The 11,949-nt window shown below is 64.1% G+C and carries 14 protein-coding genes; 7 read left to right on the top strand and 7 right to left on the bottom strand.

Annotated features, from left to right (window positions below):
• The first annotated feature begins 3 nt into the window (after positions 1 to 3).
• The 4 genes from BT173_RS05890 to BT173_RS05880 all read left to right on the top strand — a co-directional run bounded on the left by BT173_RS05890 (position 4) and on the right by BT173_RS05880 (position 3,529).
• Positions 4 to 462: a YaiI/YqxD family protein gene (locus tag BT173_RS05890; protein ID WP_072427711.1), complete on the top strand. Its 459-nt coding sequence runs from the start codon at positions 4 to 6 to the stop codon at positions 460 to 462.
• A gap of 65 nt (positions 463 to 527) precedes the next feature.
• Positions 528 to 1,316, top strand: coding sequence for an enoyl-CoA hydratase/isomerase family protein (locus tag BT173_RS05885; protein ID WP_072427710.1), 789 nt, complete (start codon positions 528 to 530; stop codon positions 1,314 to 1,316).
• Positions 1,317 to 1,410: 94 nt separating this feature from the next.
• Positions 1,411 to 1,539, top strand: a complete 129-nt coding sequence (locus tag BT173_RS19930) for a hypothetical protein (protein WP_281247346.1) — start codon at positions 1,411 to 1,413, stop codon at positions 1,537 to 1,539.
• Positions 1,532 to 3,529, top strand: coding sequence for an acetyl/propionyl/methylcrotonyl-CoA carboxylase subunit alpha (locus BT173_RS05880; protein ID WP_072427709.1), 1,998 nt, complete (start codon positions 1,532 to 1,534; stop codon positions 3,527 to 3,529). Before BT173_RS19930 ends, BT173_RS05880 begins: the two co-directional genes overlap by 8 nt.
• A gap of 89 nt (positions 3,530 to 3,618) precedes the next feature.
• Here BT173_RS05880 and BT173_RS05875 read toward each other — a convergent pair whose 3' ends face one another.
• From BT173_RS05875 to cutA, 3 genes are read right to left on the bottom strand one after another with little or no spacing between them, the layout of a single operon-like run.
• A complete protein-coding gene (locus tag BT173_RS05875) occupies positions 3,619 to 4,164 on the bottom strand; it encodes a TlpA family protein disulfide reductase (protein ID WP_072427708.1) in 546 nt (181 codons plus the stop codon).
• Positions 4,161 to 5,963, bottom strand: a complete 1,803-nt coding sequence (gene dsbD / locus BT173_RS05870) for a protein-disulfide reductase DsbD (RefSeq protein ID WP_072427707.1) — start codon at positions 5,961 to 5,963, stop codon at positions 4,161 to 4,163. The genes BT173_RS05875 and dsbD overlap by 4 nt, the downstream gene beginning before the upstream one ends.
• Positions 5,960 to 6,304, bottom strand: coding sequence for a divalent-cation tolerance protein CutA (cutA, locus tag BT173_RS05865; protein WP_373279660.1), 345 nt, complete (start codon positions 6,302 to 6,304; stop codon positions 5,960 to 5,962). Before cutA ends, dsbD begins: the two co-directional genes overlap by 4 nt.
• On the opposite strand from cutA, the gene BT173_RS05860 reads away from it, so the two are divergent.
• The gene (locus BT173_RS05860) at positions 6,297 to 6,746 is read left to right on the top strand and encodes an FxsA family protein (protein WP_072427705.1); all 450 of its coding nucleotides are present in this window, start codon (positions 6,297 to 6,299) and stop codon (positions 6,744 to 6,746) included. The genes cutA and BT173_RS05860 overlap by 8 nt on opposite strands.
• Here the strand turns inward: BT173_RS05860 and BT173_RS05855 are convergent.
• The 4 genes from BT173_RS05855 to BT173_RS05840 all read right to left on the bottom strand — a co-directional run bounded on the left by BT173_RS05855 (position 6,743) and on the right by BT173_RS05840 (position 9,538).
• A complete protein-coding gene (locus tag BT173_RS05855; RefSeq protein ID WP_072427704.1) occupies positions 6,743 to 7,333 on the bottom strand; it encodes a YggT family protein in 591 nt (196 codons plus the stop codon). The genes BT173_RS05860 and BT173_RS05855 overlap by 4 nt on opposite strands.
• A gap of 115 nt (positions 7,334 to 7,448) precedes the next feature.
• Complete coding sequence (gene proC, locus BT173_RS05850; RefSeq protein ID WP_072427703.1) at positions 7,449 to 8,258, bottom strand: pyrroline-5-carboxylate reductase; 810 nt, start codon at positions 8,256 to 8,258, stop codon at positions 7,449 to 7,451.
• The gene (locus BT173_RS05845; protein WP_072427702.1) at positions 8,255 to 8,824 is read right to left on the bottom strand and encodes a hypothetical protein; all 570 of its coding nucleotides are present in this window, start codon (positions 8,822 to 8,824) and stop codon (positions 8,255 to 8,257) included. The genes proC and BT173_RS05845 overlap by 4 nt, the downstream gene beginning before the upstream one ends.
• A 27-nt stretch (positions 8,825 to 8,851) precedes the next feature.
• Positions 8,852 to 9,538 carry a YggS family pyridoxal phosphate-dependent enzyme gene (locus BT173_RS05840; RefSeq protein WP_072427701.1) on the bottom strand — a complete coding sequence of 229 codons (687 nt, stop codon included), beginning with the start codon at positions 9,536 to 9,538 and terminating at the stop codon, positions 8,852 to 8,854.
• Positions 9,539 to 9,603: 65 nt separating this feature from the next.
• Between BT173_RS05840 and BT173_RS05835 the strand changes: the two genes are divergently transcribed.
• Both BT173_RS05835 and BT173_RS05830 read left to right on the top strand, forming a co-directional pair.
• Positions 9,604 to 10,644, top strand: a complete 1,041-nt coding sequence (locus BT173_RS05835; RefSeq protein WP_072427700.1) for a type IV pilus twitching motility protein PilT — start codon at positions 9,604 to 9,606, stop codon at positions 10,642 to 10,644.
• Positions 10,645 to 10,784: 140 nt separating this feature from the next.
• Entirely contained in the window at positions 10,785 to 11,921 is a 1,137-nt protein-coding gene (locus BT173_RS05830) for a PilT/PilU family type 4a pilus ATPase (RefSeq protein ID WP_072427699.1), read from the top strand.
• Positions 11,922 to 11,949 lie beyond the last annotated feature (28 nt).

Here is an 11,949-nt window from a genome sequence, read left to right as displayed (position 1 = left end):
GCGATGAAAGTCTGGGTCGATGCCGACGCCTGTCCAGGCGTGATCAAGGAAATCCTGTTCCGCGCTGCCGAGCGCTGGCAGGTGCTGACCACCCTGGTCGCCAATCAGCTGATCCGCGTGCCGCCCTCGGCCCATATCCGCAGCCTGCAGGTGCCCAGCGGTTTCGATGTGGCGGATAAAGAGATTGTTTTGCGCGTCGAAGCAGGAGACCTGGTGATTACCGCCGACCTGCCGCTGGCCGCCGAGGTGGTGGCCAAGGGTGCACGGGCGCTGAATCCGCGCGGCGAGTTCTACAGCCCGGAAAACATCGCCGAGCGCCTGCAGCTGCGCGATTTCATGACCCAGTTGCGCGATAGCGGCGTGGACACCGGCGGGCCACCTGCCTTCAGCCAGGCCGACCGGCAGGCCTTCGCCCGCCAGCTGGACAAATTTCTGCAGGCGCAGCCGCGCGCCAGCAGCTAGTTCTTCAATCAGGCGCGCACAGAACGCGCAGGTATGCGGCCCACCCCATCAGCAGGAGACAGATCATGAGCAAATCGCTAGACATCAAGATCAGCAATACCGGCATCGCCACCCTGACCCTGAATCGCCCCGAGCGCCACAATGCCTTCGACGACGAGCTGATCGTGGAGATGACCGAGGTGCTTGAGCAACTGGCCGCCAACCCGCAAGCGCGCGTGCTGCTGCTGACCGGCGCGGGCAAGAGTTTCTCGGCCGGTGCCGACCTCGGTTGGATGAAGCGCATGGCCAGCTATGGCGAGGCTGAAAACCTGGCCGACGCGCAGAAGCTGGCCAAGCTCATGCATACGCTCGATACGCTGAATATGCCCACCGTGGCCGCCGTGCAAGGCCCTGCCTATGGCGGCGGCGTGGGCCTGGTGGCCTGCTGCGATATGGTGTTCGCCGCGCCCGAGGCGCAGTTTTCACTCACCGAGGTCAAGCTCGGCCTGATCCCGGCCGTCATCTCGCCCTATGTGATCCGCAAGATCGGCGCCGGCCAGGCACGCCGCTACTTCCTGTCAGGCGAGCGCTTCAGCTCGGCCATCGCGCAGAAGATCGGCCTCGTGCATGAGCTGGCCCCGCAGGACGAGGTGGCGGTACTGGCCACCAGCTGGGCCACCCAGCTCCTGAACAACGGCCCGCTCTCGATGGCCGCTGCCAAGCGCCTGGTGGCCGAGGTGGCCGATAAGCCGATCTGCAGCGAGCTGACCGGCTTGTGCGCACAACGCATCGCCGCCCAGCGCGTGAGCGCCGAAGGCCAGGAAGGGCTGACCGCCTTCCTGGAAAAGCGCCCGCCCAACTGGGTCAAGCATTAGTCGCTGACCGCGCCCCTCCTGCCGTGCGGCAGCCACAAGCCACCGCACGGCTCACCCTGTTTTTGCAGAACCCAACGCTGAAAACGACCTTCGTATGTTCAAGACTATCCTCATCGCCAAGCGCGGTGACCAGCTGCCGCCAGGCAGCGCAGCGGCGCAGCCGAATCGCCTGTTGGCGGCACGCCAAGGTGGCGATATCACCGCGGAGTGCGCACATGTTTAAGAAGATATTGATCGCCAACCGCGGTGAGATCGCCTGCCGTGTCATTGCCACCGCCCGCAAGCTGGGCATCAAGACCGTGGCCGTGTATTCGGATGCCGATGCCCAGGCGCGCCATGTGAAGCTGGCCGACGAGGCCTTCCGTCTCGGGCCGCCCGCGCCGCGCGAATCCTATCTGCGCAGCGAGGCGATCCTGGCCATTGCCCGCCAGACCGGCGCCGAGGCCATCCACCCCGGCTATGGCTTTCTGAGCGAGAACGAGGAGTTTGCCGAGGCCTGCGCCGCGGCCGGCGTGGTGTTCATCGGCCCACCAGCCAGCGCAATTGCCGCCATGGGCTCCAAATCGGCGGCCAAGACCCTGATGGAGGGCGCCGCCGTGCCCTTGGTGCCCGGCTATCACGGCGACAATCAGGATGCGGCCTTCCTGCAGCAGGAGGCCGACCGCATGGGCTACCCGGTGCTGATCAAGGCCAGCGCGGGTGGCGGCGGCAAGGGCATGAAGATCGTCGAGCACAGCGCCGACTTCGCCGCCCAGCTCGCCTCGGCCCAGCGCGAAGCGCGCGCCAGCTTTGGCGATGACAAGGTGCTGATCGAGAAATACCTGACCAAGCCGCGCCATATCGAGATCCAGGTCTTTGCCGACACCCAGGGCGAGGCGGTCTATCTGTTCGAGCGCGACTGCTCGGTGCAGCGCCGCCACCAGAAGGTGTTGGAAGAGGCACCCGCCCCCGGCATGACGGACGCGCTGCGTGCCGAGATGGGCAATGCGGCGGTCAATGCCGCCAAGGCCATCGGCTATGTGGGGGCTGGCACGGTGGAGTTCATCTTCGACACGCTGACGGGCGCGTTCTATTTCATGGAAATGAATACCCGCCTGCAGGTCGAGCATCCGGTCACCGAGATGATCACCGGCCAGGATCTGGTCGAATGGCAGCTGCGCGTAGCCTCGGGCGAGCCGCTGCCGCTTAGGCAGCACGAGTTGCGCATCCACGGTCACGCCTTCGAAGCGCGCGTGTATGCGGAAGACCCGGCACGCGACTTCCTGCCGCAGATCGGCCGGCTGGCCCATCTGAGCCAGCCCACCGCGTCCAACCATGTGCGTGTGGATACCGGCGTGGAAAGCGGCGACGAGATCTCACCCTTCTACGACCCGATGATCGCCAAGCTCATCGTCTGGGACGAGAGCCGTGAGCGCGCGCTGGACCGGCTCAACCATGCCCTGGCCGATTACGAAGTGGTCGGCCTGCCCACCAATCTGGCCTTTCTGAGCCAGCTGGCCAGCCACCCAGCCTTCGCCGCCTGTGAGCTGGACACCGGCTTTATCGCCCGTCACCACGCCCAGCTGATCCCGCCCACGCCGGCCGTGGACAGCGACACCCTGGCCTTGGCCGCCTTGGCCGAACTGGCCCAGGTGGAAGCCGCCAATCTGGCGCGCCGCCAGCACAGCAGCGATGCAGCCTCGCCCTGGTGGGAAGCCGATGGCTGGCGCCTGAACCAGGACAACCGCCATGCGCTGCACTTCCGCCACGGCGAACAGGAATACGCGGTGATCGCCCACTACCGCGATGCCGGCTATCTGCTGGAAATCGGCGCCGACAAGCTCGAAGCCAGCGGCCAGCTGCACGGCCAGCGTCTGCAAGCCAATCTGGACGGCCGCCGCCTGCAGGCCACCGTAGTACGCCAGGCCGGCAAGCTCACCGTGGTACGCGCAGGCAGCAATACCGAACTCGAACCCTTCAACCCGCTGCTGGTAGGCCTGCAAGCGGCCGAAAGCGGTGGCGGCCTAAGCGCCCCCATGCCCGGCACCGTGGTCGTCGTGCATGTGCAGGCCGGCGAGCAGGTGGAAAAAGGCACGCCGCTGATGATTCTGGAAGCGATGAAGATGGAGCACACCATCCTCGCCCCGCACGCAGGCGTGGTGCAGGCGGTGTTCTTCCAAAAAGGTGAGCAGGTCAAGGAAGGTGCAGCCCTACTGGAGATCGCAGCCGAATAGCTTGCAGCAGGGCAAAGCACTGGGCGCACACAGCAAAAGGCCGCGGGGCAGTCAGCGCCGCGGCCTTTTGTTTGTGTTGACCCGAATACTTAGGGCTTGCTCAGCAGCGGCTTGAGCAGCGCATCCAGCCTGGCCTGGTCAAGCCTGCCGGCGTGAGCGGCGACCTTATTGCCCTGTGCGTCGTAAACGAGGGTGAAGGGCAGCGCGCCGACGCGATTTCCTTCGGCGCGCATCAACTCCATGGCCGACTGCTCGCCAACCAGAATCGGGTAGGCGATGCCGAGTTCCTGCACGTATTTCTGCACATCGGCCGGGTTGTCGATGGCCAGGCCGACGAAGCGCACCTGTTTACCCAGGGCTTGCTGGGTGGCCATGAATTCGGGCATTTCCTCGCGGCAGGGCGCGCACCAGGTGGCCCAGAAGTTCAGCACCAGTGGCTTGCCACGCCACTGCGCGAGCGCCTGCGACTTGCCTTGCAGATCATTGAAGCTGGCCTGCCATAGCGCGGGCTGCGGGGCTTGCGCCTGCACGGGTGGTAGCGGCTCGACCATCTGGCTATAGCGCCACCAGGCGGCACCAGCGCCGGCGGCCAGGGCCAGCACGGCAACAGTCAGGTAGAGAACAGGTTTCTTCATGCGGGCTTGGTCACCGGTAGGGATTGAATGCGTTGAACGAAGGCACGCGCGTCTTCAAAGCCGATCAGGCGCTGGCCGACTTCCTGGCCCTGGGCACCGAAGAAGATCGTGCCGGGCGGGCCGAACAGGCCAAAGCGCTTGAGCAGGGCTTGATGGTCGGCAGTGTTATCGGTCACATCGGCTTTCAGCAGCAGCATGCCTTGCAACGCGGCCTGCACGACCGGGTCGGTGAAGGTGTAGCGCTCCATCTCGTGGCAGCTCACACACCAGTCGGCATAGAAATCGAGCAACACCGGCTTGCCGGCGGCAGCGGCGATGGCGGCATCCAACTCGGCCACGCTGTTAACCGGCTGGAAGGCCAGCTGGCGCTCGGCCGCCTGTGCAACACCACCGGCAAACGGCTTGAGCGGCTGCAGCGGATCGCGCGCGCCGGCCAGCAGGCCGGCCAACTGGGCCACGCCGATCAGCGCCAGCAGAACGCCCAGCGCCTTGGCCAAACGCTTGGCGGGCTTGGCATGCGGGGAAAGTGAATCGAAAGCCGACAGACCGACACCAGCGCCCAGCGCCAAGGCCGCCCAGCCGAACATATACGCCCACTCTGGCAGGACCGGACGGGCAATCCAGAGCGCCACCGCCAGCAGCACGGTGCCGAACACGTTCTTCACCGCCGTCATCCACGGCCCGGCCTTGGGCAGCACATGGCCACCGAGCACACCGACCAGCAACAGCGGCGTACCAACGCCCAGCGCCATCAGATAGAAGGCCAGTACGCCAAAGGCCAGATCGGCGCGCGCGCCGACCACACCGAGACCAGCAGCCAGCGGCGGGCCCATGCAGGCACCAACGATCAGCGAGGAAAGCGCGCCCATCAGGAAGACTGACACCAGCTTGCCGCCACCCAACCGATTGGAGGCCTCATTGACCTTGGTCTGCAAGGCACTGGGCAGCTGCAGGCTGAACAGGCCGAACATGGACAGCGCCAACAGCACGAAGACCAAGGCCATCGCGCCGATCACCCACAGATTCTGCAAGGCGGCCACCAGGAAGGAACCAGTCAGCGCGGCCACGCCGCCCACGACGGCATAGACGACGGCAATACCCTGTACATAGGCCATGGCCAGCACGAAACCACGCGCCTTGCCCACCTGCTGCCCCTGGCCGACGATCAGCGAGGAGATGATGGGAATCAGCGGATACATGCATACCGTGGCCGCCATGCCGAGGCCAACCAGGTAGAAGGTCAGCAGTAGCGCCCAGCCGCTCAGGCCGGCAAACGGCCCTTGGGCAGTCGCATTACTGGGCAGGGCCGGCGCATTTGCCACCGGGCTGGCGCCGCTGGCATCGCCCGCGAACAGGCTGGCAACCGCCGAGCTGCTGGCGCTCGGGCTAGCATTCAGCGGCAGCTCCACTGTCTGCGGTGGGTAGCACACACCGGCATCGGCACAGCCTTGCGACACCAGTTTGAGCTTGGCATTCGGCGCCCAGGGCTGGCTGCTGCTCAGCGGCACCGCCAGCTGAGTGCGATAGGTTTCCACCTCACCGAAATACTCGTCATGCTTCTTCTTGCCGGCCGGCAAGGTGGCTTGCACATCGCCATTCGGCAGCAGGCTGAATTTGAGTTGCTCGCGGTACAGGTAGTAGCCATCGGCAATCTCAAACCTCAGTTCGGCGGTTTTTTCGCCGGTTTTGCTGAGCGAGGGCTTGAAAGCCTGCTCGGGTGGCAGCAATTCATCCTGGTTGGCCGCAAAAACCGGCAGGGCCAGGAACCCTGCCAGCGCAAACGAGACGAAACGATTCATGCCGCGGCGCTCCCGGTTTCCGCCGCCACCCAGTCCAGATAGGCCGGTAACCCCGCCACCACGGGCAGGGCGATGATCTCGGGTACGGCATAGGGGTGCAGCCCCTGGATGGCGGCTTGCAGTGCCGCATACTGCGCGGCGGTAGTCTTGATCAGCATCGGGATCTCGTCAGCGGTTTCGATCTGGCCCTGCCACTGGTAGAGCGAGCGGGCCACAGGTAATAGATTGACACAGGCCGCCAGGCGTCGTTCCAGCAGCGTGCGCGCCAGGCTTTCGGCAAACGCCGTATCGGGCGCGTTGCACAGTACAAGCAATACGGAATCAGGTTCAAGCATGTTCATACGACTTCTGCCCTTTCTGGGCCTCTCCTTGCTGGCCTTGCCACTGCTCGAGTTGTTTGCCTCGATCTGGCTAGCCGGCCAGATCGGCTGGTGGCTGGCTTTCTGGCTGTTCGCCAGCGCATTTATCGGCATCGGCATCCTGAAAAGCTGGCGCTTTGCCACGGCCTGGGCACTGGTGGACAGCCTGCGCGCCGGCGAAGTGCCGATGGGGCGCCTGTTCTGGGTGGCGCGCAGCCTGTTGGCCGCGCTGCTATTCATCTTCCCCGGCCCGATCAGCGATGTCATCGGCCTGGTGCTGATCCTGCCCTGGCCGGGCGGCAAGACGGTACGCTTCGAGCAGCGCAGTGCCAGTGCGCCGCAGGATGGCGTGTACGAAGGTGAGTACAGCCGGGTGGAAGAGCCGGTCGCGCCTTTACCGCACGAGCCGCGCCGCGGCGCCTAGCTGCTGGCCAGCAGGATGTAGTGAAGCAGGCGCTGCTCGATGGGTGCCAGCACGAACATCAGCAGCATCTGCAGTAGTAGCAGCAGCACCAGCGGGCTCAGATCAAAGCCGCCCACCGGCGGCAGCAGACGGCGGATCGGCTTCAGGAAAGGCCGGCTCAACGCATCCAGGATCGGTGCCAAGGGATTGTAGGGATTGACCCAGCTGAGGATGGCCTGCACCAGCACCGCGCCGAACACCAGGTAAAGCGATAGACGCAGCAGTTCCAGCACGGCCAGCATAAAGAGGCCAAACGCGGTATCGGGCGCCAGCCAGTTGATCGGCAGCGGCAGCAGCAGCAAGAGCAGCAGATGCATCAATAGCGCGCAGAACCAAGCCAACAGCACGGTGGCGGTGTCGTAACCGCCCAGGCTGCCGACCATGCGACGCAGGGGCAGCACGGCAAAATTGGTCAGCTTGACGGTGAACTGCGCGAGGGGATGACCGAACGGTGCGCGGGCCAGCTGCAGGTAGAAGCGCAGCAGCACCATCAGGATAAAGAAGCTGGCGATATTGCGGACCAGGAAACTGAGTGCTTCAGAGAACATGGCGTATCCAGCGTAGTTGGCGAATGGCCGCCAGATTAAATTAGGAAGGCGGGGCAACCCGCAGTTTTCGCCCCGCGCCTAGGACCCAGCACACGGGGCTTAGGTTCAGCCTATTTCACTGCCGGCCCAGCTCATCGGCCAGCTCGGCCGCGCGGCTCTCCGCTGCCTGCGCGGCCAGCACCATGGCAGCCTGCACGCCCTGCTCGCCCAGCACGCGCAAGGCGGCCTCGGTGGTGCCGCCCTTGGACGTCACCTTTTCGCGCAGCGTGGCGGCCGAATCGCTGCTGGCCAGGGCCAGCTTGATGGCGCCGTCGAAGGTCGCATAGGCAAGCTGGCGCGCCGTGGCGGCGTCGAAACCGAGCTGGCTGGCCGCTTCGGTCAGCGATTCCATGAAATAGAACACATAGGCGGGGCCGGAGCCCGAGATGGCGGTGATCGCATCGAGCTTGGCCTCGTCCTCCACCCAGACCAGCGCACCGGTCGAGGACAGAATGCGCTCGGCGCTGACGCGATCGGCCGCCGTGGCATGCGGGCCGAGCCAGGCGCCGCTGATGCCGGCGCGCACCAGGGCCGGCGTGTTTGGCATCACGCGCACCAAGCGGGCGGCATGCCCAAGCCAGCGGTCGAGGTCGGCCATGCGGATACCTGCCGCGATGCTGATCACCAGGCGGCCGGCCAGCTCGGCGGCGCGCGCCTGCGCCACCGCGGGCAGCTGCTGCGGCTTGACTGCCAGCACCACCACCTCGGTGGGCGGCAGGGCGGCATCCTCAGCCAGTACCTGCACACCGAACTCAGCCTGCAGCTGCTGGCGCTTGTCGGCACTCGGCTCCACCACATACAGATCGCTACCGGCAAAGCCCTGTTGCAACAGGCCGCCCAGCATGGCGGTGGCCATATTGCCGCCGCCGATAAAGAGGATTTTCATGTTGTCTCGCTTGCTGCCGCGAAGCTGATCTCCGGGCGCCGTTTTTGTAGAAGATGAAGCAGGATATTGCAGTACAGCTTGTCCAGCTCGCGCTGGCCACTGAAGGGAATCGGCAGCTCGCCGCCGCGATGGCGCAGGCTGAGCACCGCGAGGCGACCCTGCTCCATCCGGTAGGCCAGCGCCTCGATATCGGCAATCGGCAGTTCAACCGGACGGGGTACACCCCAGCCCAGCATGGCCAGGCGCACACGTACCGCATCCACATCCACCTCGGTACGCCAGAACCAGCCACGGAAATGCCAGCAGAAGAACAGCGCCGCACTCAGGGCCAGCAAGGCCAGCACCAGGGTGGGCATGGTGCGTGCCATGGCGGCCTGCAATAGCAGCAGCATGATCAGCAGGCCGGACAGTCCGGCAGCAATCAGCCCCACCGTACGCCCGGACGCATCTTGCGGCTGGCGGGCCCAGGCAGAAGCCAGTTCCAGTCGATCCTGCTGCTCGCCTTCCTGCACGCGCACGCAGCGGGCAAGTTCAGCAAGACTGGCTTTGGCTTGGGGAGGATTCACAGCAGACTTTCAAATAGGGGAGTTGATTCAGTGTCGCGCGCCAAACAGGGCGGTACCGACGCGTACCAGCGTGGCGCCCTCGGCAATGGCGGTTTCCAGATCGGCCGACATGCCCATCGAGAGCGTATCCAGCACCAGGCCGCGCTGCGCGAGTTCAGCCTGCAGGCTACGCAGCTTGGCAAACTGGCTGGCCAGCTGGGCCTGGTCCTCGGTCGGTTCGGGAATGCACATCAGGCCGCGCAGGCGCAGCCTGGGCAGGGCGGCGACCGCCTCGGCCAGCGCGATCGCGTCTTCGGGTGCGCAGCCGGACTTGCTGGCCTCGCCCGAGACATTGACCTGCACACAGACCTGCAGCGGCGGCAGATTGGCCGGACGTTGTTCCGACAGACGCTCGGCAATCTTCAGGCGCTCAATGCTGTGCATCCAGTGCGCATGCTCAGCCACCAAGCGGGTCTTATTGCTTTGCAGGGGGCCGATGAAGTGCCATTCGATATCAGCCAGATCGCGCAGGGCGGCCACCTTCTCGACCAGCTCCTGCACATAGTTCTCGCCAAACGCGCGCTGGCCGCCGGCATAGCAGCGGCGTACCGCATCGGCGGGAAAGGTCTTGCTGACAGCCAGCAGCTGGCAGGCATCCGCCGCACGGCCAGCCGCCAGCGAGGCCGCCGCAATGCGGGCCAGGACGGCCTGTCTAGCTTTCTCGATTTCAGACATCCATAATGCTCACGGAATAACGCGGCAAACCCAATCTGGCTGCGGCTTTGAACAGGGAATTATAAATGGAAATCTCCGAACTCCTCGCCTTCTCGGTCAAGAACAAGGCCTCAGACTTGCACCTGTCGGCCGGTCTGCCGCCCATGATCCGGGTGCATGGCGATGTGCGCCGCATCAATCTGCCGCCCATGGAGCACAAAGACGTACACGATATGGTGTACGACATCATGAACGACGGCCAGCGCAAGACCTATGAAGAAACGCTGGAGTGCGACTTCTCGTTCGAGATTCCCAATCTGGCCCGTTTCCGGGTCAATGCCTTCGTGCAGAACCGTGGCGCCGGTGCAGTGTTCCGGACCATTCCGTCCAAGGTGCTGACCCTAGAAGAGCTGAATGCACCGAAGGTGTTCAAGGAAATCGCCGAGACCCCGCGCGGCATTGTGCTGGTGACCGGCCCGACCGGCTCGGGCAAGTCGACCACGCTGGCGGCGATGATCAACTACATCAACGAAAACGATTACGGCCATATCCTGACCGTCGAGGACCCGATCGAATTCGTGCACGAATCAAAGAAATGCCTGGTCAACCAGCGTGAAGTGGGCCCGCACACACTGAGCTTCGCCAACTCGCTACGCGCCGCGCTGCGGGAAGACCCAGACGTGATCCTGGTAGGCGAAATGCGTGACCTGGAAACCATTCGCCTCGCACTGTCCGCCGCGGAAACCGGTCACTTGGTATTCGGCACGCTGCACACCTCGTCCGCCGCCAAGACCATCGACCGTATCGTCGACGTGTTCCCGGCCGCCGAAAAGGAAATGGTGCGTTCGATGCTGTCCGAATCGCTGCGCGCGGTGATCTCACAAACCCTCTTGAAGACCAAGGACGGTGGTGGCCGCGTGGCCGCGCACGAGATCATGCTGGGTATCCCGGCCATCCGTAACCTGATCCGCGAAAACAAGATTGCCCAGATGTATTCGACCATTCAGACCGGTCAGCAGTACGGCATGCAAACGCTGGATCAGTGCCTAACCGATCTGGTCCGCCGCAATCTGATCACCAATCAGGAAGCGCGCGGCAAGGCGATGAACCCGGACAACTTCAAGTAAGCGTGTTCAGCGGGCGTGATAGCGCCAGGCGGCTTTGGCCCGGTAAACATCACCGCATTGAAATAGCGCCCGCAGCCAGCGGGCGATGAGCTGGAGGCCGCGGCACCGATGCCGCGGCAAGCTTCATCAGGAGCAAGACCATGGAAAAAGAACAAGCCACCAAGTTCATGCACGACTTGCTGCGCCTGATGCGCGCCAAGAATGCCTCGGACTTGTTTATCACCGCCGACTTCCCACCCGCCATGAAGATCGACGGCAAGCTCACGCCGGTATCGAGCCAGGCGCTGAGCACCCAGCACACCAAGGAACTGGCGCGTGCGGTGATGAATGACCGCCAGACCGAGGAATTCGAAGCAACCAAGGAGTGCAACTTCGCCATCAGTCCAGGTGGCATTGGTCGTTTCCGCTGCAATGCCTTCCAGCAGCAAGGCCGTATCGGCCTGGTGCTGCGTACCATCACTACCGAGATCCCCAAGTTCGACGAACTGGGCCTGCCGCCAGTGCTGAAGGATGTGGCGCTGGCCAAGCGTGGTCTGGTGATCTTCGTGGGCGGCACCGGCTCGGGTAAGTCGACCTCGCTGGCGGCGATGATTGGCTTTCGCAACGAGAACAGCTACGGCCACATCATCACCATTGAAGACCCGGTCGAGTATGTGCACGAGCACAAGAACTGCATCGTGACCCAGCGCGAAATCGGCGTGGATACCGATAGCTGGCATAACGCGCTGAAGAACACACTGCGCCAGGCGCCCGATGTGATCCTGATCGGGGAAATCCGCGACCGCGAAACCATGGATTACGCGGTGGCCTTCGCCGAAACCGGCCACCTGTGCATGGCCACCCTGCACGCCAACTCGGCCAACCAGGCACTCGACCGCATCATCAACTTCTTCCCCGAAGAGCGCCGCGCCCAGCTGCTGATGGACTTGTCGCTGAACCTGAAGGCATTCATCTCGCAGCGCTTGGTACCGATGCGCACCGGCAAGGGCCGCGCCGCCGCCGTGGAAGTGATGCTGAACAGCCCGCTGATCTCCGATCTGATCTTCAAGGGCGATGTACACGAGATCAAGGAAATCATGGCCAAGAGCCGTGAGCTGGGCATGCAGACCTTCGACCAGGCGCTGTTCGACCTGTATGAAGACGGCAAGATCAGCTACGAGGACGCGCTGCGCAATGCCGATTCGGTCAATGACCTGCGCCTGAAGATCAAGCTGCAGTCGAAGGAATCCAAGGGCCGCGATGCGCTGGCCGGGCTCGACCACCTCGACATCGTCTGAGGTGCGACACCATAAGAAACAGGCCACC

The organism is Chitinimonas taiwanensis DSM 18899, from assembly GCF_900119825.1.
Lineage (GTDB): Bacteria > Pseudomonadota > Gammaproteobacteria > Burkholderiales > Chitinimonadaceae > Chitinimonas > Chitinimonas taiwanensis.
This window is presented reverse-complemented; position numbering and strand designations above follow the sequence as displayed.